The organism is Sulfitobacter sp. SH22 (assembly GCF_965641905.1).
Taxonomy (GTDB): Bacteria; Pseudomonadota; Alphaproteobacteria; order Rhodobacterales; family Rhodobacteraceae; genus Sulfitobacter.
In genome coordinates this window covers 2,639,281-2,663,244 of record NZ_OZ282573.1, presented here as the reverse complement: position 1 = coordinate 2,663,244, position 23,964 = coordinate 2,639,281, and the positions used below count along the sequence as shown (strand labels likewise).

Below are 23,964 nucleotides of genomic sequence, written 5' to 3'. Positions count from 1 at the left end.
CTCAACTCCCAGAAGTTTCATAAGAAAGTGACGCGCTATGTCATTGGCAAGCAGTATTAAAAAAGCCCGGTACCGCTGGCTTCCCGATCACGTTTTTGGCGAATTGCTCTCGAAGAGCTGGATCGACAACGCCATCCCATTCACAATTATGATTATTGTGGTCGGGGTTGTCGGGTCTTTGCTGCCCAATTTCTTTACTGGAAGTAATATCGGCATTCTGGCCCGCCAATATGGGGAACTTGCCCTTGTCGTTCTGGCGATGACCACTGTGATACTGGTCGGGGGGATCGACCTTTCGGTCGGGTCGAACTTTGCGCTCGGCAACTTCTTGATGCTGTACTTTCTCAACCTTGCGGATCTTCCGGTCGGGCTGGCTGCTGGCCTTGTTGTGCTCATCTGCGGATCGGTGGGATTGGTGAATGGCGTATTGATCGGCTATCTGAGGTTGCGGGCATTTCTTACAACGCTTGTGACGCTGATCATTGTGCGCGCCATCGTAGACCTTTTGCTGCTTGAATACGCCCAAGACATGTCGATGTCTTTTTACTCGTCTCCTCTTTGGGATCTGATGGGGCTGGGCAACGTTTCAATCTTTCCGTTCAGCTTTGTGATCCTGGTGATCGTCGCGGTCATCGCACATGTCATCTTTAGCCGGTCGGGGCCGGGCTGGCGTCTTCTGGCGATTGGTGGATCACGCCGGTCGGCCTATAATATGGGCCTGCCTGTGAAACGGATCGTTTGTCTGGCTTATGTCGTTTCGGGGATGTTGGTCGGTATGGCCGGCATTCTATACGCCGCCCGCCTGAGCGGTGCCGGCACAGACACCGGTCTTGGTCTCGAGGTCCTCGTGCTGACGGCAGCGATACTTGGGGGCAATTCCCTTGGCGGCGGTCGCGGTTCGGTGACCAAGGCCATGATGGGGGCGGTCACGGTGCTGGTGCTAACCAACGGTGTTCTGCGTCTTGGCCTTAACAGTGGTTCGGGGCCAATGGTGCTGGGGCTGGCATTGCTTTTCGCCGTGTTCGTCGACGTGCGCTGGATGAAAAACCGTCACAAGCTTTTGAACACGGTCTATGTGTCGCCCACTTTGATGGAGATGCCAGAGCCACGCACAACCGATGAGGGTCCGTTCAAGGTGAATGACCGCTTGTCCAAAGTCGACGTGATCGGTCTGGGAGACGTGGAAAGCCCCGAGGACGTTATCCTTGATGACGAGGATTACCTGTATTGCGGCAACCGCCACGGGGATATCGTCCGGTTTACACCGCCTGAATACAAGACCTACGAAATCTACGCCCATATCGGCGGTGCCCCCTTGGGTATGAGCTTTGATAAAGACGGGAACCTGTTGGTCTGCGTCGGTGGCATGGGGCTTTATATGGTCGCAAAGAAAGACAGAGCGGTCACCTTGGTGACAGACGAAACCAACCGGTCTTTCTTTTCCATCATCGACGACAGCCGCCTGCGTCTTGCGGATGATCTGGATGTTGCCCCAGACGGCAAGATCTATTTCTCTGAGGCGACGGTGCGCTACGAGATGCACGACTGGCCTGTCGATGCTTTGGAAAGCCGCGGCAATGGTCGTATCGTTTGCTATGATCCCAAAACCAAAAAGACACGGACTGTCGTGCGCAACTTGGTATTTCCCAACGGGGTTTGCACATCCCATGACGGTAAATCGATCTTGTTTGCGGAAAGCTGGGGCTGCCGGATCAACCGCTACTGGCTTGAGGGGCCCAAGAAAGGCACGGTTGAGGTGCTTGCCGACAAACTTCCCGGGTATCCCGATAACATCAACCGCGCGTCTGACGGCACCTATTGGGTCGCGATCATGGGGATGCGTTCGCCCGCGCTGGATCTGGCGCTTCGGATGCCCGATTTCAGACGTCGGATGGCGCGCCGCATGGCCGCTGATCAATGGCTGTTCCCCAACCTCAATATCGGTTGCGTTGCGCGCTTTGATGACGACGGAGAGATCATTGAATCCCTATGGGATCGCAAAGCTGCCAATCACCCGATGATTACATCCATGCGCGAGCACAAAGGCTGGCTGTATCTGGGGGGCATCACCAACAACCGTATCGGCCGTATTCGCCTTGAGGGGCAGAATAATCGCTGGACCGGATGGTCAAGCTATTGGGGCAAGAAATCGGGGGAAAACGCGTGAAACACTCTATGATTTCCCGTATCTTTGACAACCTCCTTGGGCGTGGATCCGCTGCGGTCACCGTCCCGCCGATGGATGGCGCGCTCAAGCCGAACAACCAGCTAGAGAATCTCCAACCCGGAATCCCGGCCGCTCAGGTGGATGATATCGTTGAGTGGAAAGGGGAGCCTCTTTGGTCAGACGGTGCCACGCTGGTTTCACGCTCGGGTGTTCAGGCAGAGCTGCCGTCGGTGATCACCGCCCTTGCCGCGCTGGATGATACATTGGTTGTGGCAACCCTTGACGATGGCCTCATTTTGCTTGGCGGTGATTACCAGAGGGCCGAAATCGCGTGGGCCACTCCGATCACAAATGTGACGGCAATATCGGTGGACCAAAGCGGCGTTATTCTATTTTGCACCGGTTCACAGACAAATGCGCCCAACGAATGGCGGCGCGATCTGATGGAGACAAACCAATCGGGCATGATCGGTCGGGCCAATCCCAAGACCGGCGAGGTGCGCATCTTGGCGAAAAACCTTCGGTACCCGTCCGGGATCGCAACCACTGCCAGTGGGTCAATTGTTTACAGCGAAGCATGGGCATCTCACATCGTTGAAATGTCGGCAGACGGATCAAACGCGCAGATCATTTTTGACGAAATCCCAGGCTATCCCGGCCGCCTTTGCCGGCAGGAAAATGGCACCTTCTGGCTAAGTGTTTTTGCACCACGAAACCCCCTGATCGAATTCGTCTTGCGCGAACCGGCCTACCGCAAGGCAATGTTGCAAGAAGTCGCGCCCGAGTTCTGGATCGCACCGCATTTCTATAGCGGGAGATATTTCAACGAACCCATGCAGGGCGGGGCGCTCAAACAAATGGGGATCCTCAAGCCATGGGCACCGACCCGTTCATATGGCTTGGTCATAGAGTTGAGCAGCACCTTCATTCCTTTGCGCAGCTTTCACAGCCGAACAGGCGGGTCCCGCCACGGAATTACATCCGCATTGCAATCGGGGAACACACTTTGGATGGCCTGCCGCGGGAACGGCGAGATTCTGGAGATGCAACTGGTGGAAAAAGGAAAAGCGCTATGACCGTCCCTGTTGTAGAAATGTTGGACGTAACAAAAGAATTCCACGGAAATCCGGCGATCCGAAATGTCTCTTTTGATTTGCGCCCCGGTGAAATCCACTCTCTTTTGGGGGAAAACGGTGCAGGCAAGTCGACGCTGACAAAAATGATTGCAGGCGTACACGAGCCAACCAAAGGGCAGGTGCAATACCTTGGCAAGCCGGTCTCTTTCAGCAGTCCCCAAGAGGCGCTGGAGAATGGCATCGCGATGGTGTTTCAGGAAACCAATCTGGTGCCGTCTTTGACCGTGGCGCAGAACCTAGAACTGGGCAATGAAAAGCTGCTGAACCGGTTGCGCGGGCTTTACATATCGGCCCAACAATTCCTGCAATCCCTCAGCTTCGAAGTCGACCCAACGGCGCTTGTGTCCCAGCTTGGGGCGGCACAAAAACAAATGGTCGAAATCGCACGCGCCGTGCGCCACAACGCACGCGTTATCATTTTCGACGAACCCACCGCGACGCTTACCCCCGAAGAAAAGCACCACTTTTTCAATTTGGTCGAGCGTCTTAAAAACGATGGCGTATCCATCATCTTCATCAGCCACGCCCTTGAAGAGGCGTTGAATATTTCCGACCGGATTACGATTCTGCGCGACGGGATGCATGTGATCACGGATGATGCGTCAAATTTCGATCGCGACACGATCATTCAGCACATGGTCGGGCGAAACCTTACGGACGAGCTTTATGGCAAGGACAAGGTCAAAAGGCAGACGCGCCCCTTGGGAAAACGTGTGCTTTCGGTCCAAAACCTGTCGATGGGTTCTATGGTCAGGAATACGTCGTTTTCGGTTTTTGAGGGGCAGGTTACTGGGGTCTTTGGGTTGATCGGGTCCGGACGAACCGAAACATTCAAGATCGTCGCAGGCGTGAACAAACGCAATTTGTTCCATGGCGGAGAAGTGCGCCTTGATGGCAAGCCCGTGCGCTACCGCGTCCCGAGGCAGGCGATCCTTGACGGGATCGTCTACGTTACCGAAGACCGCAAGATCGAAGGCTTCTTTGAAACCAAGTCGATTGCCGAAAACATCTATTCGGGGCTGATCGGGGCTGATCTGAACCAGAAATCTGTGGTCAGCTATTCGGAAATGGCTGCGCTTGCCAAAACCTGGACGGATCGCCTGAACGTCAAAGCGATCGACAACAAATCGAAAGTGATCGAGCTTTCGGGCGGGAACCAGCAAAAGGTCGTTTTGGCCAAGGCCTTGGTTCAAAAACCCAAGTTGATTATTCTGGATGAACCCACGCGCGGCGTCGACGTTGGCGCAATCGCCGAAATTCACGAGCTGATCCATGAACTGGCCACATCCGGTTTGCCCGTGGTGGTGATCTCATCCTATTTGCCGGAAATCCTGAGCCTTTCCGACCGGATTCTGGTTTCCCGCCAAGGCCGCATCGTCGAGGAATTCTCGATTGACGACGCGACTGAAGAGCGGATCATGTATGCTGCTGTCCATTAGGGCCGCCGTGTCGATGTGACCCGGCAAGTGATGGATCAACGGACGCAGCAGGCATGATACCTTCTGCGTCCGGATGCCCGCCTTGAAATGCAGTCAGCTTTTACAAAGCGCAAAGACCTTATTTCTTGCCTACGTTTTCTTCAAAGGCGACCTTGAACGCTTCTTGCTTTTCGGGAGTGGCATCCGTCTGATAGTTGGCTTTCCATTCATCCATCGTCATGCCGTAATACAGCTCGCGGGCCTCTTCTTTGCCCATCTCGATGCCGCGCTCGTTCGCGGCTTCTTGGTACCAGCGCGACAGGCAGTTGCGGCAAAATCCTGTGAGGTTCATCATGTCGATGTTCTGCACATCGGTGCGGTCTTGCATCAGGTGTTGTTGCAGGCGGCGAAAGGCGGCGGCTTGCAGTTCGATCTCGGTTTGTGTGGGCATGGTGTCTCTCCTGTTCGAGATCAAAGTTGGGTCTGGGCGAGCGTGGTTTCAAGGATGGGCGCCAAAAGCTCGGCCCAGGCCTGCTGGCCTTTGGCATCGGCAATCAGATCACTGCGCAGTTCAATCAGCACATTGGGCCGCCCCTGTTGAAGCGCGTGCCGGTCGATCGTGTCGCCGGGCAAATGGCCGCTATAGGGTTCATTGTCGCCCACTGTCAGGCCGGCTTCCTGCCGCAGCCGGTCCATCAGCGGGACGGCAAGGCGCGCGTCACGGGCGTATAGCACACCGATTTCCCACGGGCGCTTTGGCTTGCCGCGCAGTTGCGGGGTAAAGCTGTGGATTGAAACGATGACGGTCGCAGGGCGTGCGGCCAGTTTGGCCAGCGCATCGTGATAGGGGCGGTAGCAGGTGTTCAGCCGGTGTTCGCGTTCGCCATGGTCAGCGTTCCGGTTGGCTGGAATGATGGTCCCATCATAGAGCTTCATCAAAAGCGTCGGGTCGTCTTCGCCGCGGTTGGGGTCAATGACCAGACGCGAGAAATTGCTGAATATCGCGGGCCCGTTCAGCCGTTCGGCCAAGGCATGTGACACACCTGCCGCCCCGATATCATAGGCGATGTGGCGCTCCATGTCTGCGCCGTCCAGCCCCAGCGTCCCGCCCGCAATGCAGTCCGGAACCGTATTGGCGGCATGGTCGCAGATCACCAACCAGCGGCCGGGGCGATCCGCGCCATCAATCGAAAATGGGGTATAAGTCATATTGCTGAAACCTCTTGCGAGATATCTGTAGGCGAGGGACATGTGAATGAAAATCCGGCAGAACGCAGAAATTCGATGTTATCGCTAACACATTTGCTATCCACTCTGGGCTACACCCATGCTAGACAGGAAATAACAGGGATAAACTGCGGCCAAGAACCGGCCCAATCTGACGAAGGATGACGCACAAGATGAGACGCACACGCAATGTAAAAGTAGTCGCCACTTTGGGGCCAGCCTCGGACACACACGAGATGATATCGGCTTTGCATGCGGCGGGTGCGGATGTGTTTCGCCTGAACATGAGCCACGGCAGCCATAACGAAATCCGGATCAAGCACAAGATCATCCGCCAGATCGAAAAAGAAACCGGATCGACAATCGGGATTCTTGCCGACCTTCAGGGGCCAAAGCTGCGCGTTGGTGTGTTTTCGGGCGACAGTGAGCAGTTGGTCGAAGGTGCCTCCTTCCGCTTGGATTTGGACGAAGCCGAAGGCAACGCCAGCCGCGTTTGTCTGCCCCACCCCGAGATTTTCCAGGCGTTGGAGCCCGGCGCAAGTCTTTTGGTCAATGACGGTAAAATCCGTCTCAAGGTCAAGGACTGCGGTTCCGACTTTGCCGATTGCGAGGTGGTTATCGGTGGTGTGATTTCCAACCGCAAAGGCGTGAACGTGCCTGATGTGGTGCTGCCGCTTGCCGCGCTGTCAGACAAGGACCGGGCGGATCTGGAATTTGTCTGCGACTTGGGTGTCGACTGGCTGGCGCTCAGCTTTGTGCAGCGTCCCGAAGATGTGCTTGAGGCGCGCGAGCTGTCAAAAGGGCGCGCCGCGTTGTTGTCCAAGATCGAAAAACCGTCCGCCGTTGCGCGGTTCGATGATATCCTTGCGGTCAGCGATGGCATTATGGTCGCGCGTGGCGATCTGGGGGTTGAACTGCCCATCCAGAATGTTCCGCCGATCCAGAAACGGCTGGTGCGTAAATGTCGTGCGGCAGCCAAGCCGGTGATCGTTGCCACGCAGATGCTGGAATCGATGATCGAAAGCCCGATGCCAACCCGCGCAGAGGTCTCTGATGTTGCGACAGCGATTTACGAGGGGGCCGATGCGGTCATGTTGTCCGCTGAATCCGCCGCCGGAGCCTATCCGATCGAAGCGGTACGGACGATGAACAATGTCGCCACCGAAGTCGAGATGGACCCGACCTATACCCAGATCATCGAAGCGTCGCGTACCGCTGACCGGATGACCGTGGCTGATGGTATCGTTGCCGCCGCACGGGAAATTGCCGAAACCACAAACATCAAAGCGATCTGTTGTTTCACCCAAAGCGGCACCACGGCCCTGCTGATTGCCCGCGAACGGCCACGGGTGCCGATCATCGCGCTGACCCCGCTGGCCAAGACCGCAGGGCGTCTGACACTAAGCTGGGGCACCAATTGCGTTCTGACCGAACGGCTGGAGCGGTTCAAGATGGCCGTGGTCAGTGCGGCACGTGCCGCCCGCGAGGAAGGCTATGCCGAACCCGAAGATATGGTGGTGGTCGTGGCCGGTGTGCCGTTCAACGTGGAAGGCAGCACGAATATCTTGCGCGTGGCCCCTTGCGACGAACGTTTGATTTTTAGTGCCGATCCGGAGTAGCGTTACCTAACGGAAATGAATTCTTCTTAGGGATGTGTGGAATATGGACTCTGATCTTGCTCTGGTTCTCGGTCTTGCCCTCGCTGCGTTGTCTGTTCCATCCATCGTTTCGGCGTTTTCCGACAGCCGCGCACCGCGTGCGTCTGTCTTGACCGTGCTGATTGCCGGGGGGTTGATTGTGTACGCGATCCGCAGCCATCCCGGCGGCTATGCGCTGGAGGATATTCCAGATGCCATCTTGCATGTGATCGCGCGCTACAGGTTCTGGTAGCGCTTTTACGCTTGCGATATTTTTCTGTCCGACCTATACGCCAGCTTCGTTCCGCGCGTCCGGCCCACGTGGCATGCCGAGTCGCGCATCTACCGAACTCAAGTCAAGGAGACGGAAATGCCCAAGATGAAGACCAAGTCGAGCGCTAAAAAGCGCTTTAAAGTATCGGCGACCGGTAAGGTCATCGGCAGTCAGGCCGGCAAGCAGCACGGCATGATCAAGCGGAGCAACAAGTTCCTGCGCAACGCACGCGGCACGACAGCATTGTCTGCGCCAGATGCAAAGATCATCAAGGGCTTCATGCCCTACGACCGCTAAGATAGGAGAGCCGATATGTCCCGTACAAAAGGTGGTGTCGTCACCCACGCCCGTCACAAAAAGGTAATTAAAGCAGCCAAAGGTTACTATGGCCGCCGCAAGAATACCTTTAAAGTCGCGCGTCAAGCCGTCGACAAAGCAAACCAATATGCAACCCGTGACCGCAAGAATCGCAAGCGCAACTTCCGCGCATTGTGGATCCAGCGGATCAACGCTGCCGTGCGCAGCCATGACGAAGCGCTGACATACAGCCGTTTCATCAATGGTCTGTCCCTTGCAGGCATCGAAGTAGACCGCAAAGTTCTGGCCGATCTGGCCGTGAACGAACCTGCGTCGTTCGGTGCGATTGTTAAGCAAGCACAAGACGCACTGGCCGCATAAGCGCCCTAGGCTTCTTAGAAGTTCGAAACGCCGCTCTGATATCAGGGCGGCGTTTTGCGTTTAAGGGTCCAGCGGCTTTTGGAATGCAGCCAGAAATGCACCGGTCAGCAGGATCGCCGCAGCCACCAGCAGGCCTGACCCGATATCGCCGGTCGCATCCCCGATGGCTCCGGCGGCAAAGGGGCCAACCGTCTGCGCAACCGCAAACACCACAGTGAACAGGCTCATCGTGGCGGCCCAGCTTTCAGGGGGCAGGTTCTGGCGAATGAAATTGGTGATCGCGCCGGGTGCCATGAACACGCACAACCCAAAGACAACGGCCGAGATCACGACGGCACCCCCAGCAGGCAGCACGACGGGCAGGGCGGACCCGATGGCGATACCCGTCAGGATCATCGCCAGTGGTCGCCCTGATTTATGCCGCGCAAAGACACCGCGCCAGACAAAGGGCGATAGGATAAGGGCCACGCCCAGGATGATCCAAACCCCGGCGATCAAACCAGCCGAGGCCTGTTGATCCGTCATCCAGGCCCCCAGAAACGTCAGATACACGATGTAGCCCATGGCAAATCCCGCATAGCCGGCCAATTCGCGCCAGATACGGCGCAGCGCCAGCCCACCCGCCGCAGTGTTGCGCGATGCAGGCACATGCAACGCGCGGGCCGACCACAAGCCAAGCGGTGCTGCAATCACGCTGAGAATGCCAATGATGTACCAGCCAAAGCGCCAGGAGGACGGCCCCCAAGTCTCGAGCATCAGGGGCAGGGATGCGCCAGCCAGCATGATGCCAAGCCCGCCACCGGTGCCAAACAGGATCGCAATCGCAAGGGCGTTGCGCTTGGCGTCACCCGGAAACAGCCGTGCGGTCAAAACGCTGGCGGTGGAAAAGGACATCGCCCCGAATACCCCCGCCGCAATACGCCAGAACGTCTGCCAGCCCATCGTCGCCTCGTAACCTGTTGCCAGCAGGCTTAGCGTGGTGGCCACCAGCCCGAAACTGAACAGCCGCGACGGGGCGACCCGCCCGATCAACAGCAGCGTCAGCACCGCCCCCACAACATATCCCAACGCATTGGCCGTGTTCAGCCATCCGGCCTGCGCATAGGTCCAGCCCAATTCGGATTTCATCGCGGGCAGGATCAGACCGTAGGCAAACCGCGCAAAGCCGTTGGTGATCATCACACCCAGGGTCAGACCGGCCAATGCCAGCCACGGGCGATCAACGGGTCGGGGCAAGCCGGGGCTGTTTGGGGTGTCCGTCATCTGTGTCCTCCGACCTGTCGGGGTCACTATGTGCGCAGGGATCGGGCTGCACAAGCACGGCATCGGGTGGCGCTGCGACTTGTATTCGGGCATAATTCTGCTAGCACCAGCCAGAACAAAAGACATGAGGCAGATATGGACGACCTGAAAGCGAAATATCTGGGCCAGATCGCTGGTGCCGCCGACGAAGCCGCGTTGGAAGACATCCGTTTGACCGCCGTGGGTAAAAAAGGCGAAGTCGCGCTGAAAATGCGCGAGCTGGGCAAGATGACCCCCGAAGAACGCCAGACCGCCGGCCCCGCGCTGAACGCGCTCAAGGACGAGATCAATTCGGCGCTTGCCGCCAAGAAGGCCGCGTTGGGCGATGCCGCGCTGGATGAACGCCTGCGCAGTGAATGGCTGGACGTTACCCTGCCGACCCGCCCGACCCGTCAGGGCACGATCCACCCGGTCAGCCAGGTGACCGAAGAGGTTACCGCGATCTTTGCCGAGCTTGGGTTTTCCGTTGCCGAAGGGCCGCGTATCGACACCGACTGGTATAACTTTGACGCGCTGAACATCCCCGGCCACCACCCCGCCCGCGCCGAGATGGACACGTTTTACATGGCCCGCGCCGAAGGCGACGACCGCCCGCCGCATGTCTTGCGCACCCATACCTCGCCCGTGCAAATCCGCACGATGGAAGCACAAGGCGCGCCGCTGCGCATCATTTGTCCCGGCGGTGTGTACCGCGCCGATTACGACCAGACCCACACGCCGATGTTCCATCAGGTCGAAGGTCTGGCGATCGACAAAGACATCTCGATGGCGAACCTGAAATGGACGCTGGAAGAATTCTTTGCCGCGTTCTTTGAGGTCGACGGCATCAAAACCCGTTTCCGCGCCTCGCATTTCCCGTTCACCGAACCATCGGCCGAGGTCGACATCCAGTGTTCTTGGGTCGACGGCCAGTTGCGCATCGGCGAAGGCGACGGTTGGATGGAAGTCCTTGGGTCCGGCATGGTTCACCCCAAGGTACTGCAAGCGGGCGGGATCGACCCGAACGAATGGCAGGGCTTTGCCTTTGGCATGGGGATCGACCGGATCGCGATGCTGAAATACGGCATCCCCGATCTGCGCGCCTTCTTTGATTCAGACCTGCGCTGGCTGCGCCACTATGGGTTTGCCAGCCTGGATCAGCCGAATTTGCATAGCGGTTTGAGTCGGTGAGGGAGATTATTTCAGGGCTTTGGGAAGTCTTGGAGCCTTTCCAAGATTTTCTTTCTGCATTGATCCTGTCACTTTTGACCGCTGCTGTATTAGCTGCATTCAGACCCCGTGTTAAACTCACTTGGGGCTCTACGAGTCTAAGTCACCACAGTTTTAAGGTGCGTGAAGACGGTGAACCAATAAGCGTATCAACCGAAAAACTATATGTTCAAAATATCGGTAGAAGAGCTGCTTATGACGTTGAGTTAATACTTTCCGCAAAGCCAACCAGTTACACGCTTTGGCAACCGAGAGATCACCAAGCTAAGTCTTTAAGCAACGGCGCATTTTCTATTCTTGTTCCATCATTGGCACCCAAGGAGTTGTTGATCATCGACATGATTGACATCGACCTCCTTCAGCCAAAGTTAATCGGCGTAAACTGCCCTGATACAATCGCAGAGGAAGTTAGTTTTCTTGCTCAGAGGCAATTTGGGGCTGTAATGAATGCAATTGTTTTTTACCTGATGTTTGCAGGCCTAGTAGGAACTCTCTATTTTGCTATTGCTTTGTTCTTTAGGTAACTCGCCATCAAGTAGTTAGCCTTGTTTTTCAGGCGATGGGTTTAGATTAATGAAACAACTGCACTTCCTTGTCATTGCATTGCATTTTTTCGCAGCAGGTACAGTTGAAGCAGCCTGCGGCGGAGACATCCCTTGCGAACTCGGCGACCGCGAGTACAACATCCTGCTGCCCGATGACTGGGACGGGGTAACTCCTCTGCCAGTGATGATGCATTTTCACGCCTTCCTGCGGCGCGGGAAGACGGTGGTGAACCATCCGCGTATCGGGGTTGAGACGAAACCCCGTGGGGTCATGTTGATCGGCCCTTCAGCGCAGAACAGGGCGTGGCGGTTCTGGCAGGACGATCCGGCGGATATTGATTTTGCCGATGCGGTGCTGGCCGATGTGGCGAAACGCTATCCGGTGGATCAAAGCCAGATTTACATCTCGGGGTTTTCGTTCGGGGCGGCGATGGCGTGGCGCTATGCCTGTGCGCGCGGCGACAAGGTTGCGGGGCTGATGACCATGTCAGGTACGATCCCGCAGGCAACAACCTGCCCCAATCCGCCAAAGCAGGTGCGCCATGTGCACGGCCTGCAAGACATCTGGATGAGCCTGCCGCGCGGCCAGGGCCATGACGCGACCAATGCCGTTGCCCTGTGGCGCAAGGCGTTTCGCTGTGGCCAAGGGCGCATTTCCGAACATTGGCTGATCCGCGCGAATACCCCCGCCACCAACATCGTTTGGGATAATTGCACTGCCGGTCGCAAAGTGACGCTGGATGTGCATTCAGGCGGGCATTTTATTCCGAAACGCTGGCTGGGTATCCAGCTGGATGATCTGATGGGGCGTGAATGACGCGCTAACCGCATTGAACCCGCGCAGATTAAGCGCTACGCCCTAGCCCAAGCATTTGCACGAGGATTGACCCGATGAAATTCACACTCTCTTGGCTAAAGGATCATCTCGACACCACGGCGTCGATTGATGAAATCACCTATGCGTTGACCGATCTGGGTCTTGAGGTTGAAGGCGTTGAAGATCGCGGTGCCAAGCTGGCGGATTTCACCCTAGGCTATGTCAAATCAGCCGAGAAGCACCCGGATGCCGACCGTCTGCGCGTCTGTCAGGTGGACACGGACGAGGGCGTTCAGCAGATTATTTGCGGTGCCCCCAATGCCCGCGAAGGGATCACGGTGGTTGTTGCCAAGCCGGGCGTCTATGTGCCGGGCATCGACACGACGATTGGTGTCGGCAAAATCCGTGGCATCGAAAGCTTTGGCATGATGGCCTCCGAGCGCGAGCTGGAACTGTCCGAAGAGCATGACGGCATCATCGAGCTGCCATCGGGCAATGTCGGTGATCGCTTCATCGACTGGCTTGCCGAAAATGATCCTGCCAAGGTCGATCCGGTGATCGAGATCGCGATTACCCCCAACCGCCCCGATGCGTTGGGCGTGCGCGGTATTGCGCGTGATCTGGCGGCCCGTGGTCTGGGCACATTGAAAAAACGCGACACGCCTGCGGTCGAGGGCATGTTCCCTTGCCCGATCAGCGTTTCCATCGACGAAGACACGCTGGATCAATGCCCGGTGTTTTACGGTCGCGTGATCCGTGGCGTGAAAAACGGCCCGTCGCCCGTCTGGTTGCAAGATGCATTGCGGGCCATCGGGTTGCGCCCGATTTCGTTCCTCGTCGATGTGACCAACTTCTTTACCTATGACCGCAACCGTCCTTTGCACGTCTTTGATGCAGACAAGGTTGCCGGAAACATGCTGCGCGTTCATCGTGCCAAAGGCGGCGAGACCCTGATGGGTCTGGACGACAAGGAATACACATTTACCGAAGGCATGACGTTGATCTCGGACGCTGAAAAGGTCGAAAGCATCGCGGGTGTCATGGGCGGAGCCGAGACCGGCTGTTCCATGGATACCGTGAATGTCTTTGTCGAAGCGGCGTATTTCGATCCGGTGCGCACCGCCTATACCGGTCGCGCGCTCAAGATCAATTCGGATGCACGGTATCGTTTCGAGCGCGGTATCGACCCTGAATGGACGCCTTACGCGATTGAACATGCCACGCGGATGATCCTTGATAATGCAGGCGGCGAAGCGTCCGAAGTTGTGGTCGCTGGCAAGGTGCCTGATTTCTCGCGGGCATATAAGCTGGATGCAGCGCGGGTGCAGTCGCTTGTTGGCATGACCATTTCCGAAGCCGACCAGCGCAAGACATTGACATCGCTTGGCTTCCGCCTTGAAGGCAATATGGCGCATGTGCCCAGCTGGCGCCCCGATGTGCAGGGCGAGGCCGATCTGGTCGAAGAAGTCGCGCGCATTGCATCCCTGACCAAGCTGGAAGGGCGTCCCTTGCCGCGTCTGACGGCGGGTATTCCCAAGCCGGTTCTGTCACCGATGCAGCGCCGCGAGGCCGCAGCCCGCAGGGCTTGTGCCGCCTTGGGGTATAATGAATGCGTTTCCTATAGCTTTATCGATCAGCCTTCTGCTGCGTTGTTCGGTGGCGGCACCGATGAAACCCGTCTGGAAAACCCGATCAGCAATGACATGAGCCACATGCGCCCGGCCTTGCTGCCCGCGTTGTTGCAGGCGGCTGCACGCAATCAGGCACGCGGTTTCCCTGACATGGCCCTGTTCGAGGTCGGTCCGGTGTTCACCGGTGGCGAACCCGGCGAGCAGCACATGCAGATCAGTGGCGTATTGGTCGGGCGTACCGGTCCGAAGGATGTGCATGGCGCGTCCCGCCCTGTCGATGTGTTCGACATCAAAGCCGATATCGAAGCGGTGCTTTCTGCCATCGGCGCACCCGCCAAGGTGCAGATCAACCGCAACGGTGCCGAATGGTGGCATCCGGGTCGTCATGGTCAGATCTGTCTCGGCCCGAAAAAGGTGCTGGGTGTGTTTGGTGAAATTCACCCTCGCGTATTGGCCGCACTGGATGTCAAAGGCCCTGCCATGGGCTTTACCATCTGGCCCGCCGAGGTGCCTTTGCCGCGCAAGTCCGGTGCGACGCGTCCTGCGTTGAAAACCAGCAGCTTGCAGGCGGTTGAGCGCGATTTCGCATTCGTCGTGGATGCCGACATTGACGCGATCACCTTGGTGAACGCGGCGATGGGTGCGGATAAGGCGTTGATCGACGATGTCCGCGTGTTCGATGAATTCATCGGCGGCGCGTTAGGCGAGGGCAAGAAATCCCTGGGCCTGACCGTGCGGATGCAGCCAACCGATAAAACGCTGAAAGATGCCGATATCGAAGCGGTCGGGGCCAAGGTCATCGAGAAAGTCACCAAAGCCACAGGCGGTGTTCTGCGCGGCTAAAGGGAGTAATTCGATATGACGTTGAATGTATATCTGTCCGGTGAAATCCACACGGATTGGCGCGAACAGATCATCGACGGCGCGTCCGGTCTGGATGTCAGCTTTGACGGGCCTGTTACCGATCACGCTGCCAGTGATGATTGCGGCGTTGCCATCATGGGGGCCGAAGCGGACAAGTTTTGGCATGACCGCAAAGGCGCGCAGCTGAACGCGATCCGCACGCGCAAGGGCATCGAAATGGCCGACGTGGTCGTTGTCCGGTTCGGGGATCAGTACAAACAGTGGAACGCCGCTTTTGATGCGGGCTATGCGGCTGCACTGGGCAAATCGCTGGTTATTCTGCATGGCCCCGATCATGCTCACGCCCTCAAGGAAGTGGATGCCGCAGCGCTGGCTGTTGCCCAAGAACCCGCTCAGGTTGTTCAGATCTTGCGCTATGTCTTGACCGGAAAGCTGCCCGAATAGCCCCTATTAGGGGTTGAAACGGGAGAATGGGCAATTTTACCCTCGATTTTGCACGTTTGGTGAATATTATGCTCGCTATTAGCACAACCTGTGCTAACGGGCTGCAATGAAGCGCTCACAATGTAAGGGCGCAAATAAAACAACGAGGGACACGCTATGCTTCAAGAATTTAAGGACTTCATTGCCAAGGGCAATGTTATGGATCTGGCCGTTGGTATCATCATCGGTGCCGCGTTCACTGCGATCGTAAGCTCGCTGGTAAGCGACCTGATCAACCCAATCATCGGCCTGGTCTTGGGCGGCGCTGACTTTACCAGCCTCTATGTTGCTCTGTCCGGTGATGTGCCGGCTGGCGTTGGCCTTGATGCCGCACGCGAAACAGGTGCAGCGATCTTTGCTTACGGCGCGTTCATCACTGCCTGCATCAACTTCCTGATCATCGCATTTGTTGTGTTCATGCTGGTTAAGGCCGTGAACAAACTGAAATCCGCAGCAGAGAGCCCACAGGAAGTCGCGCCAGAAGTCGATACCGGCCCATCCGAGCTGGACGTTCTTCTGCAAATCCGCGACTCGCTCGCCAAGAAGTAATTTCGTCAACTTCGGACGGAAACAAAAAAGGCTCGCAGTCACCTGCGGGCCTTTTGCGTTCCAGTGCCGATGGATTAACCGGCAATCGCCTCGTCGGCCGTGATGTAGCTCATGCCAAGCGCTTCGCCGACGGCCGCATAGGTCAGCTGGCCCTCATGCACGTTCAGGCCCGCCTTGAGATGCGCATCGTCTGAACAGGCTTTCTTCCAGCCCTTATTGGCCAGCGACAGCATGAAGGGCATCGTCGCATTGCCAAGGGCAATCGTTGACGTGCGTGCAACCGCACCCGGCATGTTGGCAACGCAATAGTGCATAATGCCGTCGACGTCGTAAATCGGGTCATGGTGTGTGGTGGCTTTGGATGTTTCAAAGCAGCCACCCTGGTCAATGGCCACATCGACCAGCACCGCGCCGGGCTTGAGCTCGGACAGTTGTGCGCGGCTGATCAGTTTCGGGGCAGCTGCACCCGGGATCAGCACGGCACCGACGATCATGTCGGCTTCGCGGGCCAGTTCGATTGTGTTGCCCGCAGACGCATAAGACGTTTTGAACACGCCGCCAAAGACATCGTCCAGATAGCGCAAACGCGGCAGGGAACGGTCAAGCACGGTAACATCCGCACCCATGCCCGCGGCAATCCGCGCGGCATGTGTACCAACAACGCCGCCGCCAATCACAACAACCCGCGCAGGACCAACGCCAGGAACTCCGCCCATCAATACGCCGCGTCCGCCATTCGCCTTTTGCAGGGTCCATGCGCCAACCTGTGGGGCCAAGCGGCCCGCAACTTCGGACATCGGGGCCAGCAAGGGCAGGCCACCACTGCGGTCTGTGACGGTTTCATAAGCAATGCAGGTCGCACCGGAAGCCAGCAGGTCTTTGGTCTGCTCAGGGTCGGGGGCAAGGTGCAGGTAGGTGAACAGGATTTGCCCTTTGCGCAGCATCTTCCGCTCGACGGCTTGGGGTTCCTTGACCTTAACGATCATGTCGGCGGTTTCGAATACTTCAGCGGCGGTGGCGATGATCGTGGCACCTGCGTCGATATAGGCGGCATCGTCAAAACCGGCACCAACACCGGCACCTGTTTCAATGATAACTTCGTGGCCGTGGTTTGCGGCCTCGAAGGCGGCATTCGGCGTCATACCGACGCGAAATTCCTGTGGCTTGATCTCTTTTGGGCAACCGATTTTCATGGGGTATTTCCTAGGTTATGGGCTCTTGCAAATAATATAATCCGAAAAAAATGAAATTTGGCACCGAATATGGGTCGCATTTTGATGATAAGTTAGAATAAAACGCGGTAAATCAGACAAATAGCGAGAGAGTATTGCGCAGATGGCCCTTGATGACATTGACCGCCGCATTCTGACTGCCCTTCAACGCAAAGGGCGGATGTCGAATTCAGATCTTTCAGAGCAGGTGCATTTGTCGCCTTCCGCATGCCACAGGCGCGTGCAACAGCTTGAAACAGAAGGATATATTCAGGGGTATGTCGCCCTGCTGAACGCCCGAAAGATGGGGGTTCCGACCACAGTTTTCGTCGAGATCACGTTGCAGGGGCAAGCCGATGAAGTCCTCGATTCGTTCGAAAAAGCGGTGTCGCTGATACCAGCCGTGCTTGAGTGCCATTTGATGGCTGGTTCTGCGGATTATTTGTTGAAAGTGGTCGCCGAAGACACCGAAGATTTCGCGCGTATACACCGTCAATTTCTGGCCCGTCTGCCAGGTGTGGGGCAGATGCAATCCAGCTTTGCCTTGCGCACGGTCCGCAACACCACCGCCTTGCCGGTCTGACCGGCGGCGTGTTGATCTGCGTCAATGCGTGGAATCTCTAAAGGCTTAACATGATTGTATAATCCTAAAGGAGAATCGACAATGATCGACGTCAAATCTGGAACGCAGGAAGGCCTGCTAGAGGTGCATATGTCAGCACCCATCACCGACAAAGACTATGCCGATGTGCTGATGCCAGCCATTGATGCGGCCCTCGCCAAAGGGGAAAAATTGCGCATGTTGGTGGTCATGAATGCGGACCTGACCGACTTTACCATGGGGGCGTTGTGGGACGACGCAAAGCTGGGAATCGGTAACTGGCGTGGATTCGAGCGAATCGCCATCGTGACAGCCAACAAAGCGATGACCCGACTGGTGCGCGCCTTCTCTATTTTGATGCCTTGTCCGGTGTCGGTGTTCGGAAAATGGCACGAAGACGAGGCCCGACTGTGGCTTTTCGAGTCACTTGGGGCGATTCACCAGACCGATTTGGGTGCCGGTGCGCTGCATCTTGAAATGTTGGGCAAGATCGACGCCGATGTTTACGCATCGGAGACCGAAGATCTGAACGCGTTTGTGCGCAAGAACGACCGCTTTCGCCTGCTGTTGGACATCAGACGCTTTGACGGCTGGCAGGGTTTGGGCGCAATGGCGTCGCATTTCAAGCTTGTGCGCGACCACGTAGGCCAGTTGGACCGCGCCGCAATCGTCGGAGAATCGAAGTGGGAGGCGATGGTTGTTCAGGTGGTCAAACGTCTGGTCGGCAAAGAGGCGCGGTATTTCGACAAGAACGACTTTGAGGCGGCCAAGGCCTGGATCACCGCCGACTGAAACCGGTAGATAGAAAATCCGTCAGACAAAATAAAACCCCCGGCACCTGATGGTATCGGGGGTTCGTATTCTTATGCGTCGCTTGGAATGATTTACATCATACCTTCGCGCTGCAATTTTTTCCGCGCCAGTTTCCGGGAACGGCGGATCGCTTCGGCTTTCTCGCGTGCTTTTTTGACGGAAGGTTTCTCGAAATGCTGCTTAAGCTTCATTTCACGAAACACACCTTCGCGCTGAAGTTTTTTCTTCAGGGCGCGCAGCGCTTGATCGACGTTGTTATCGCGAACACTAACCTGCATGTGGTTTTCACCACCTTTCTAGTTTGAAGTTGCAAGGATTTGCAGGAACTGGCCATATAGCAACGAAGACCTATATTGTCTAGTGCAAAGCCATTGACCGCTAAGGAGGCCCGCCATGACCGAAACCACCCAAAACCCCAAGGATCAACTGCTGGAAGCCGCATTAATGCATGTTCCTTTTGATGGTTGGTCAGAGGCGACATTTCAGGCCGCCATCGCGGATACAGGTGTTGATTCGACCATTGCCCGCGCCGTTTGCCCCCGTGGGTCGGTTGATCTGGCTGTCGCCTTTCACAAGCAGGGCGATGCCAAGATGCTTGAGCGGATGAAATCCGAAGATCTGAGCGAGATGAAATTCCGCGACAAGATCGCTGCAATGGTCAGGTTCCGCCTTGAGGTGGTGACGGACAAGGAAGTCGTGCGGCGTGGGACGACCCTGTTTGCCTTGCCCCAACATGCCCCCGATGGTGCCAAGCTGGTTTGGGGCACATGCGATGCCATATGGGATGCCTTGGGCGATACGTCAGATGATGTAAACTGGTATACGAAACGGGCAACGCTTAGTGCGGTCTATTCCGCTAGCGTGTTGTTCTGGTTGGGCGACACCAGCGACGGCCATCAAGCAACATGGGAATTCCTCGACCGTCGCATTGAAAACGTGATGCAGATCGAAAAGCTAAAGGCGCAGGTGAACAACAGCCCGACATTGAGCAGGCTTATGGCGGGCCCGAACTGGCTGCTGTCCCATGTAAAAGCGCCGAACCGGTTGCCCAAAATGAATCTGCCGGGCAGTTGGACCAGCCCGCGGCGCTAGGCTGGCTTCACACTGACTTTCAGACCTGATAGCCCCCGACGGGTTCGCATTTTCCGCTTACCTGAAATGTTGGTGTCTGGGTATAATGTCCATTCCTTTGATTGATCTGAATGCTGTGTCCTTTGCCCCCGGCGGCGTTGCGGTGTTGCATGATGTAACCTTGCAGGCGAACGAGCGGCGGATCGGTGTCGTTGGTCGAAACGGATCAGGCAAGACCTCGCTGGCGCGGGTTTTGGCCGGGTTGGTTTCCCCCGCAGCAGGGCAGGTGCGCATTGCAGGCGTGGATGTCGCAAAAGACCGCAAGGCCGCTTTGCGCACCGTCGGCATTCTGTTTCAAAACCCCGATCATCAGATCATCTTTCCCACGGTCGAAGAAGAAATCAGCTTTGGCCTGACCCAGCTTGGCCAATCCGGCACTGACGCCGCGCAAAACACGACTGCGATGCTGGCCCAATTTGACCGGACCCATTGGGCCAAAGCGGCGATCCACCAATTGTCGCAGGGCCAACGCCAACTGGTGTGTCTGATGTCAATCTTGGCGATGCGACCCAAACTGATCATTCTGGACGAACCCTTTGCGGGCCTCGATATTCCGACAACGCTGCACCTGACCCGCGTGTTGTCACAGCTTGATGCGCATCTGGTGCACATCACCCATGACCCGCAACATCTGGCTGGCTACGACCGCGTCATCTGGATCGACGAAGGGCGCGTCGCCCGGGACGGTGCCGGCCAAACAGTGATACCAGCCTTTATGACCCGGATGCAGCAGTTGGGAGAGCAGGATGATTTCACTCACCTCTCCGGTTAAAACCCGCGCCCATGGTTGGCCGGCCGGGGCCAAGCTGGCGGCACTTTGCACGGCAACGCTGATCTTGTTCAGCTTCACCGCGCTTTGGTTTCAGATCGCGACGCTCACGGCGACACTGACACTCTATGCGCTGCCGGGATGGGCGTTTCTCAAGACAGGCATGGCACGGCTGCGAATCCTTTGGCCCTTTATGGCGCTGATCCTGATATGGCATGTGGCGACCGATGACCTTGGAAACGGTGCGGTGATCGCTTTGCGCATGGTCAGCGCTGTTGGAATTGCCAATCTGGTGACAATGACGACCAAGCTGTCGCAGATGGTCGATGTGGTGACATGGCTGACCACACCGCTGCGCAAGATCGGCCTCAAGACCCGTAACCTTGAACTGGGGATCGCCCTGGTCATCCGCTTTATTCCGGTGCTGGTGGAAAAGGGCCAGATGCTGGCACAGTCATGGCGGGCAAGATCGGCCAAACGGCTGGGCTGGCGGACGATTATTCCCTTTGCCGTGCTTGCCCTTGATGATGCGGAACATGTGGCCGAGGCCCTGCGCGCCCGTGGCGGTCTTTAGCAAGCTCCTGACGTTTATCAGTTCGCTCTGTACGTCCCCTTTGGTTGGCCTATGTTGAACGCAACACAGACACCCGAGGAGGCACCACATCATGTCAGACGTCATGCGCGCGATTGAAATCACCAAACCCGGCGGGCCCGAAGTCCTGCAACCGGTTGAACGCCCGATTCCACAACCTGCCCACGGTCAGGTCGTGATCAAGGTTGCCTATGCCGGTGTGAACCGCCCCGACGCCTTGCAACGCGCCGGCATGTACGCCCCACCCCCGACAGCCAGCGATCTGCCGGGCCTCGAGGCGTCAGGCGAAATCTTCGCGATCGGCGAAGGCGTTTCGGGCATGTCCATCGGCGACAAAGTCTGCGCCTTGCTGCCCGGTGGCGGCTATGCCGAATATGTGGCCACACCTGCGGCGCATTGCCTGCCGGTGCCCAACGGAATGGGCATGAAGGAAGCGGCCTGCCTGCCCGAAACATTCTTTACGGTCTGGTCCAACGTTTTCATGCGCGGTGGCCTGAAGGCCGGCGAACGGTTTCTGGTCCACGGCGGGTCGTCGGGCATCGGGACGACAGCCATCCAGCTTGCCCGCGAATTTGGCGCACGTGTCTTTGCAACAGCAGGGACCGACAGCAAATGCGCAGCCTGTGCCAAATTGGGGGCCGAAGCCGCGATCAACTATCGTGACACGGATTTTGTGGATGTGCTGAAAGCCGAAGGCGGCGCTGACCTGATCCTCGATATGGTGGGCGGCGATTACATCCCGCGCAACCTGCAAGCGCTGGCCGAAGATGGCCGTCTTGTGCAAATCGCCTTCCTCAGCGGCCCCAAGGTCGAGGTGAATTTTGCCACGTTGATGACCCGCCGGTTGACCATGACAGGCAGCACCCTGCGCCCGCAAAGCGATCTGGCCAAAGCCCGGATCGCAGACCAGTTGCGTGAACATGTCTGGCCGCTGCTGGACGCTGGCAAAATCGCACCCGTGATGGACAGCGAATATGAATTCGAACAGGCCAGCGATGCCCATGCCCGCATGGAGACCAGTGGCCATATCGGAAAAATTGTACTCAAGGTAAATGGATAGGAAACCGTCATGGCACTAACAGCAATAATCGAGGCCCACGGCGGCCCCGAGCAATTCAAGCTTGTGGATATCGAGGTCGGCGAACCCGGCCCCAATGAAGTCCGTATCGCCCATAAGGCCATTGGACTTAACTTTATCGACGTCTACCAGCGCACCGGCCTGTACCCGATGAAACTGCCCCATGCGATGGGGATGGAAGCCGCAGGCATCATCGAAGCGGTTGGCGAAGGGGTGACCCACCTCAAGGTCGGCGACCGCGCGGCCTATGCCTCGCAACCCCCCGGTGCCTATACCGAAGCGCGCGTGATGCCCGCAGCTCAAGTATGCCCGCTGCCCGACGGCATATCGTTCGAAGAAGGTGCCGCAATGATGCTCAAGGGCATGACGGTAGAATATCTTTTCCACCGCACCACGCCGCTCAAGCGGGGCGATACGGTTCTGTTTCATGCCGCGGCCGGTGGCGTCGGCCTGATTGCCTGCCAATGGGCAAAGTCCGAAGGGATCACCCTGATCGGCACAGCAGGAACAGACGAGAAATGCCAACTGGCCCTGGATCACGGGGCCGCCCATTGCATCAATTACCGGACGACGGACTGGGTCGCGCGCGTGGCTGAACTGACAGGTGGCGTGGGCGTTGATGCGGTGATGGATGCAGTGGGCGCTGACACATTCGAAGGGTCGCTTGACAGCCTGAAACCATTGGGAATGATGATCTCATTCGGAAACGCATCCGGCCCGGTACCCCCCTTCAGCGTTGGCATTCTGGGGGCGAAAGGGTCGCTGAAAATCACGCGCCCTACGATCTTTACGCATATTGGCGATCACGCAACCTGTCAGGCAATGGCCAAGCATTTGGCAGACAAGGTGATGTCCGGTGACGTGAAAATAAACATCGGCCAGCGTTTTGCGTTGCAAGATGTCGCCAAGGCCCATGTCGCACTTGAAGCGCGCGAGACGACTGGCAGCACGATCCTCGAGATCTAAGACAAAGCGCCGCTATCGCGTCGCTGCCTCCGGCGGGGATATTTAGAAAGCCAGAGAAGGGGAAGGACGCCCCTGTCTTCTCTGGCTCTTAAATATCCTCGCCGAAGGCCATCGCTCATTGAGCGATCGTGCTATTTTATCGGCGCGAAAAGCGCGTTGTTAAGTGTGCAGTCCTTGATCACATCACGCCCGCACGGTACGGGCGCAAGGGTTTTGGAGAGGCAGATGCGGACCTCTTGAATGTAGCCGTTTTTGCATGTGACTGTGACGCCGTCTGCCGACATTTCAGGATTTGATTTTAGAAATGCCGCCTCAACCACCGAGGCGGGGAGTGTGATGCCTTTGGTAAGTTTCCGGAAGACGGCCGGGCGTTGGACTGTGGCATAGGCCTCTCGCGAGGTTTCGAAGTAGGTTGCGGCAGAAAGCCCTGTGCAACTGCCGTGCTTTTTCCATTGATGCCATGCGAGGCCCGGGGTGCCCATAATATCGGCCATCGTAGCGGTCATTCCGCGGGACGGGGGCCGTTCAACGGTGTGGCAAAACGATGGGTAGCCGCGATGGAACTGCGGCCACAGCCCATGCATGATCCAGCCGTGGTCTTGGGACGCGTCGCATTGGGGCGAGCGGCGCGCATCCCCTTCAAGGGCGCACCAGTTCGGCGACCAGCTGAGGGACAGAACATAATAGTCGAACTCTCCGGCTATTTCGCCTTCGGCGGCGGCCCCGCGGGGGGAAACCGCAAGAAGTGTCACAAGGCACAGGATCAGCAAACGCATTGGGGTCTTTCCTTATTCAGCTTGGATCACTATATAAGCTGTAAGTTCCCCCACAATGGAAACCGTTCTGCCCCGGCAGGACAGCCAATT

General features: G+C 57.2%; 26 protein-coding genes. 20 read left to right on the top strand and 6 right to left on the bottom strand.

The genetic code is table 11. The annotated features are described in order from the left end of the window. The first annotated feature begins 37 nt into the window (after positions 1 to 37). The 3 genes from ACSQ13_RS15090 to ACSQ13_RS15080 are packed head-to-tail and all read left to right on the top strand — an operon-like array spanning position 38 to position 4,742. Positions 38 to 2,167 carry an ABC transporter permease gene (locus ACSQ13_RS15090; protein ID WP_176247931.1) on the top strand — a complete coding sequence of 710 codons (2,130 nt, stop codon included), beginning with the start codon at positions 38 to 40 and terminating at the stop codon, positions 2,165 to 2,167. Continuing rightward, the gene (locus ACSQ13_RS15085; protein ID WP_435988121.1) at positions 2,164 to 3,243 is read left to right on the top strand and encodes a hypothetical protein; all 1,080 of its coding nucleotides are present in this window, start codon (positions 2,164 to 2,166) and stop codon (positions 3,241 to 3,243) included. Before ACSQ13_RS15090 ends, ACSQ13_RS15085 begins: the two co-directional genes overlap by 4 nt. Further along, a complete protein-coding gene (locus tag ACSQ13_RS15080) occupies positions 3,240 to 4,742 on the top strand; it encodes a sugar ABC transporter ATP-binding protein (protein ID WP_176247933.1) in 1,503 nt (500 codons plus the stop codon). Before ACSQ13_RS15085 ends, ACSQ13_RS15080 begins: the two co-directional genes overlap by 4 nt. Before the next feature lie 118 nt (positions 4,743 to 4,860). Here the strand turns inward: ACSQ13_RS15080 and ACSQ13_RS15075 are convergent, their stop codons facing one another. Beyond that, complete coding sequence (locus ACSQ13_RS15075) at positions 4,861 to 5,172, bottom strand: DUF1244 domain-containing protein (RefSeq protein WP_176247934.1); 312 nt, start codon at positions 5,170 to 5,172, stop codon at positions 4,861 to 4,863. Positions 5,173 to 5,192: 20 nt separating this feature from the next. Then, positions 5,193 to 5,930 carry an N-formylglutamate amidohydrolase gene (locus tag ACSQ13_RS15070; protein ID WP_176247935.1) on the bottom strand — a complete coding sequence of 246 codons (738 nt, stop codon included), beginning with the start codon at positions 5,928 to 5,930 and terminating at the stop codon, positions 5,193 to 5,195. 191 nt (positions 5,931 to 6,121) lie between these two features. On the opposite strand from ACSQ13_RS15070, the gene pyk reads away from it, so the two are divergent. The 4 genes from pyk to rplT all read left to right on the top strand — a co-directional run bounded on the left by pyk (position 6,122) and on the right by rplT (position 8,537). Then, entirely contained in the window at positions 6,122 to 7,567 is a 1,446-nt protein-coding gene (gene pyk, locus ACSQ13_RS15065) for a pyruvate kinase (protein ID WP_295512500.1), read from the top strand. A gap of 43 nt (positions 7,568 to 7,610) precedes the next feature. Beyond that, on the top strand, positions 7,611 to 7,838 hold the full coding sequence (locus tag ACSQ13_RS15060) for a hypothetical protein (protein ID WP_176247937.1): 228 nt from the start codon (positions 7,611 to 7,613) through the stop codon (positions 7,836 to 7,838). Between the two features lie 117 nt (positions 7,839 to 7,955). Then, positions 7,956 to 8,156 (top strand): 50S ribosomal protein L35, encoded by a 201-nt coding sequence (rpmI, locus tag ACSQ13_RS15055; RefSeq protein ID WP_008228149.1) that lies wholly within the window; start codon positions 7,956 to 7,958, stop codon positions 8,154 to 8,156. A gap of 15 nt (positions 8,157 to 8,171) precedes the next feature. Next, positions 8,172 to 8,537: a 50S ribosomal protein L20 gene (gene rplT / locus ACSQ13_RS15050; protein WP_176247938.1), complete on the top strand. Its 366-nt coding sequence runs from the start codon at positions 8,172 to 8,174 to the stop codon at positions 8,535 to 8,537. Positions 8,538 to 8,597: 60 nt separating this feature from the next. Here rplT and ACSQ13_RS15045 read toward each other — a convergent pair whose 3' ends face one another. Continuing rightward, positions 8,598 to 9,800, bottom strand: a complete 1,203-nt coding sequence (locus tag ACSQ13_RS15045; protein ID WP_176247939.1) for a YbfB/YjiJ family MFS transporter — start codon at positions 9,798 to 9,800, stop codon at positions 8,598 to 8,600. A gap of 135 nt (positions 9,801 to 9,935) precedes the next feature. Between ACSQ13_RS15045 and pheS the strand changes: the two genes are divergently transcribed. From pheS to mscL, 6 genes are all read left to right on the top strand, one after another. Beyond that, on the top strand, positions 9,936 to 11,009 hold the full coding sequence (pheS, locus tag ACSQ13_RS15040) for a phenylalanine--tRNA ligase subunit alpha (protein ID WP_295512498.1): 1,074 nt from the start codon (positions 9,936 to 9,938) through the stop codon (positions 11,007 to 11,009). Beyond that, the gene (locus ACSQ13_RS15035; protein ID WP_295512497.1) at positions 11,006 to 11,572 is read left to right on the top strand and encodes a hypothetical protein; all 567 of its coding nucleotides are present in this window, start codon (positions 11,006 to 11,008) and stop codon (positions 11,570 to 11,572) included. Before pheS ends, ACSQ13_RS15035 begins: the two co-directional genes overlap by 4 nt. Positions 11,573 to 11,621: 49 nt before the next feature. Next, complete coding sequence (locus ACSQ13_RS15030; protein ID WP_295512495.1) at positions 11,622 to 12,410, top strand: alpha/beta hydrolase family esterase; 789 nt, start codon at positions 11,622 to 11,624, stop codon at positions 12,408 to 12,410. Positions 12,411 to 12,484: 74 nt separating this feature from the next. Continuing rightward, positions 12,485 to 14,884 (top strand): phenylalanine--tRNA ligase subunit beta, encoded by a 2,400-nt coding sequence (gene pheT, locus ACSQ13_RS15025; protein ID WP_176247942.1) that lies wholly within the window; start codon positions 12,485 to 12,487, stop codon positions 14,882 to 14,884. A 15-nt stretch (positions 14,885 to 14,899) separates the two neighbouring features. Further along, positions 14,900 to 15,349, top strand: coding sequence for a YtoQ family protein (locus ACSQ13_RS15020; protein ID WP_176247943.1), 450 nt, complete (start codon positions 14,900 to 14,902; stop codon positions 15,347 to 15,349). A gap of 156 nt (positions 15,350 to 15,505) precedes the next feature. Beyond that, positions 15,506 to 15,937 (top strand): large conductance mechanosensitive channel protein MscL, encoded by a 432-nt coding sequence (gene mscL / locus ACSQ13_RS15015; protein WP_176247944.1) that lies wholly within the window; start codon positions 15,506 to 15,508, stop codon positions 15,935 to 15,937. 74 nt (positions 15,938 to 16,011) lie between these two features. On the opposite strand, the gene ald is transcribed toward mscL, so the two are convergent. Beyond that, positions 16,012 to 17,130: an alanine dehydrogenase gene (gene ald / locus ACSQ13_RS15010; protein WP_295512492.1), complete on the bottom strand. Its 1,119-nt coding sequence runs from the start codon at positions 17,128 to 17,130 to the stop codon at positions 16,012 to 16,014. 142 nt (positions 17,131 to 17,272) lie between these two features. Between ald and ACSQ13_RS15005 the strand changes: the two genes are divergently transcribed. Both ACSQ13_RS15005 and ACSQ13_RS15000 read left to right on the top strand, forming a co-directional pair. Continuing rightward, entirely contained in the window at positions 17,273 to 17,731 is a 459-nt protein-coding gene (locus ACSQ13_RS15005; RefSeq protein ID WP_295512491.1) for an Lrp/AsnC family transcriptional regulator, read from the top strand. 81 nt (positions 17,732 to 17,812) lie between these two features. Beyond that, complete coding sequence (locus ACSQ13_RS15000; protein WP_176247947.1) at positions 17,813 to 18,541, top strand: STAS/SEC14 domain-containing protein; 729 nt, start codon at positions 17,813 to 17,815, stop codon at positions 18,539 to 18,541. Positions 18,542 to 18,633: 92 nt separating this feature from the next. Here the strand turns inward: ACSQ13_RS15000 and rpsU are convergent, their stop codons facing one another. Further along, the gene (gene rpsU / locus ACSQ13_RS14995; RefSeq protein ID WP_176247948.1) at positions 18,634 to 18,840 is read right to left on the bottom strand and encodes a 30S ribosomal protein S21; all 207 of its coding nucleotides are present in this window, start codon (positions 18,838 to 18,840) and stop codon (positions 18,634 to 18,636) included. 115 nt (positions 18,841 to 18,955) lie between these two features. Here rpsU and ACSQ13_RS14990 point away from each other — a divergent pair, with 115 nt between their 5' ends. The 5 genes from ACSQ13_RS14990 to ACSQ13_RS14970 all read left to right on the top strand — a co-directional run bounded on the left by ACSQ13_RS14990 (position 18,956) and on the right by ACSQ13_RS14970 (position 23,098). Further along, entirely contained in the window at positions 18,956 to 19,654 is a 699-nt protein-coding gene (locus tag ACSQ13_RS14990; protein WP_295512488.1) for a COQ9 family protein, read from the top strand. An 85-nt stretch (positions 19,655 to 19,739) separates the two neighbouring features. After that, positions 19,740 to 20,465, top strand: a complete 726-nt coding sequence (locus tag ACSQ13_RS14985; protein WP_176247950.1) for an energy-coupling factor ABC transporter ATP-binding protein — start codon at positions 19,740 to 19,742, stop codon at positions 20,463 to 20,465. Next, a complete protein-coding gene (locus tag ACSQ13_RS14980; RefSeq protein WP_295512486.1) occupies positions 20,440 to 21,036 on the top strand; it encodes an energy-coupling factor transporter transmembrane component T family protein in 597 nt (198 codons plus the stop codon). The genes ACSQ13_RS14985 and ACSQ13_RS14980 overlap by 26 nt, the downstream gene beginning before the upstream one ends. A gap of 91 nt (positions 21,037 to 21,127) precedes the next feature. Next, a complete protein-coding gene (locus ACSQ13_RS14975) occupies positions 21,128 to 22,114 on the top strand; it encodes an NAD(P)H-quinone oxidoreductase (RefSeq protein WP_176247952.1) in 987 nt (328 codons plus the stop codon). Positions 22,115 to 22,123: 9 nt separating this feature from the next. Then, positions 22,124 to 23,098, top strand: a complete 975-nt coding sequence (locus ACSQ13_RS14970; protein ID WP_295512485.1) for a quinone oxidoreductase family protein — start codon at positions 22,124 to 22,126, stop codon at positions 23,096 to 23,098. 131 nt (positions 23,099 to 23,229) lie between these two features. Here ACSQ13_RS14970 and ACSQ13_RS14965 read toward each other — a convergent pair whose 3' ends face one another. Further along, complete coding sequence (locus ACSQ13_RS14965; protein ID WP_176247954.1) at positions 23,230 to 23,874, bottom strand: ribonuclease T2 family protein; 645 nt, start codon at positions 23,872 to 23,874, stop codon at positions 23,230 to 23,232. Positions 23,875 to 23,964 lie beyond the last annotated feature (90 nt).

Bases quoted from the DNA above. Each gene is read 5' to 3' on its own strand.
- ACSQ13_RS15090 (WP_176247931.1), top strand. From the start codon at position 38: ATGTCATTGGCAAGCAGTATTAAAAAAGCCCGGTACCGCTGGCTTCCC.
- ACSQ13_RS15080 (WP_176247933.1), top strand. From the start codon at position 3,240: ATGACCGTCCCTGTTGTAGAAATGTTGGACGTAACAAAAGAATTCCAC.
- ACSQ13_RS15075 (WP_176247934.1), bottom strand. From the start codon at position 5,172: ATGCCCACACAAACCGAGATCGAACTGCAAGCCGCCGCCTTTCGCCGC.
- ACSQ13_RS15070 (WP_176247935.1), bottom strand. From the start codon at position 5,930: ATGACTTATACCCCATTTTCGATTGATGGCGCGGATCGCCCCGGCCGC.
- pyk (WP_295512500.1), top strand. From the start codon at position 6,122: ATGAGACGCACACGCAATGTAAAAGTAGTCGCCACTTTGGGGCCAGCC.
- ACSQ13_RS15060 (WP_176247937.1), top strand. From the start codon at position 7,611: ATGGACTCTGATCTTGCTCTGGTTCTCGGTCTTGCCCTCGCTGCGTTG.
- rpmI (WP_008228149.1), top strand. From the start codon at position 7,956: ATGCCCAAGATGAAGACCAAGTCGAGCGCTAAAAAGCGCTTTAAAGTA.
- rplT (WP_176247938.1), top strand. From the start codon at position 8,172: ATGTCCCGTACAAAAGGTGGTGTCGTCACCCACGCCCGTCACAAAAAG.
- ACSQ13_RS15045 (WP_176247939.1), bottom strand. From the start codon at position 9,800: ATGACGGACACCCCAAACAGCCCCGGCTTGCCCCGACCCGTTGATCGC.
- pheS (WP_295512498.1), top strand. From the start codon at position 9,936: ATGGACGACCTGAAAGCGAAATATCTGGGCCAGATCGCTGGTGCCGCC.
- ACSQ13_RS15030 (WP_295512495.1), top strand. From the start codon at position 11,622: ATGAAACAACTGCACTTCCTTGTCATTGCATTGCATTTTTTCGCAGCA.
- pheT (WP_176247942.1), top strand. From the start codon at position 12,485: ATGAAATTCACACTCTCTTGGCTAAAGGATCATCTCGACACCACGGCG.
- ACSQ13_RS15020 (WP_176247943.1), top strand. From the start codon at position 14,900: ATGACGTTGAATGTATATCTGTCCGGTGAAATCCACACGGATTGGCGC.
- mscL (WP_176247944.1), top strand. From the start codon at position 15,506: ATGCTTCAAGAATTTAAGGACTTCATTGCCAAGGGCAATGTTATGGAT.
- ald (WP_295512492.1), bottom strand. From the start codon at position 17,130: ATGAAAATCGGTTGCCCAAAAGAGATCAAGCCACAGGAATTTCGCGTC.
- ACSQ13_RS15005 (WP_295512491.1), top strand. From the start codon at position 17,273: ATGGCCCTTGATGACATTGACCGCCGCATTCTGACTGCCCTTCAACGC.
- ACSQ13_RS15000 (WP_176247947.1), top strand. From the start codon at position 17,813: ATGATCGACGTCAAATCTGGAACGCAGGAAGGCCTGCTAGAGGTGCAT.
- rpsU (WP_176247948.1), bottom strand. From the start codon at position 18,840: ATGCAGGTTAGTGTTCGCGATAACAACGTCGATCAAGCGCTGCGCGCC.
- ACSQ13_RS14990 (WP_295512488.1), top strand. From the start codon at position 18,956: ATGACCGAAACCACCCAAAACCCCAAGGATCAACTGCTGGAAGCCGCA.
- ACSQ13_RS14985 (WP_176247950.1), top strand. From the start codon at position 19,740: ATGTCCATTCCTTTGATTGATCTGAATGCTGTGTCCTTTGCCCCCGGC.
- ACSQ13_RS14980 (WP_295512486.1), top strand. From the start codon at position 20,440: ATGATTTCACTCACCTCTCCGGTTAAAACCCGCGCCCATGGTTGGCCG.
- ACSQ13_RS14975 (WP_176247952.1), top strand. From the start codon at position 21,128: ATGTCAGACGTCATGCGCGCGATTGAAATCACCAAACCCGGCGGGCCC.
- ACSQ13_RS14970 (WP_295512485.1), top strand. From the start codon at position 22,124: ATGGCACTAACAGCAATAATCGAGGCCCACGGCGGCCCCGAGCAATTC.
- ACSQ13_RS14965 (WP_176247954.1), bottom strand. From the start codon at position 23,874: ATGCGTTTGCTGATCCTGTGCCTTGTGACACTTCTTGCGGTTTCCCCC.